Origin of the sequence: uncultured Microbulbifer sp., assembly GCF_947489355.1 — a bacterium.
In the GTDB taxonomy this organism is placed as follows: Bacteria; Pseudomonadota; Gammaproteobacteria; order Pseudomonadales; family Cellvibrionaceae; genus Microbulbifer.
This window is the reverse complement of the sequence record NZ_CANLDD010000229.1, coordinates 1-269: the sequence shown is the minus strand read 5'-3', so window position 1 is coordinate 269 and position 269 is coordinate 1. Positions and strand designations below refer to the sequence as shown.

The window sequence follows — 269 nt, the reverse complement described above, 5'->3', positions numbered from 1 at the left end:
GCTCAGCTGGTTAGAGCGCACCCCTGATAAGGGTGAGGTCGGCAGTTCAAGTCTGCCCAGGCCTACCAAATTTTCCTGTAGCTTCGTTATTTCATTGCCTGCCTATTTAAAATAGGCGGCGCAATAAAATGCCTAACTACAGAAAAATTACCACTCCCGATTCTTATTAAAATCTTAGTGGCTTATCGAAATGGGGCTATAGCTCAGCTGGGAGAGCGCCTGCTTTGCACGCAGGAGGTCTGCGGTTCGATCCCGCATAGCTCCACCAT

General features: G+C 49.1%; 1 tRNA gene. It reads left to right on the top strand.

Annotated features, from left to right (window positions below):
- Nucleotides 1-192 precede the first annotated feature (192 nt).
- A tRNA-Ala gene (locus Q1A48_RS21570) sits at nucleotides 193-268 on the top strand.
- Nucleotide 269: the final 1 nt, after the last annotated feature.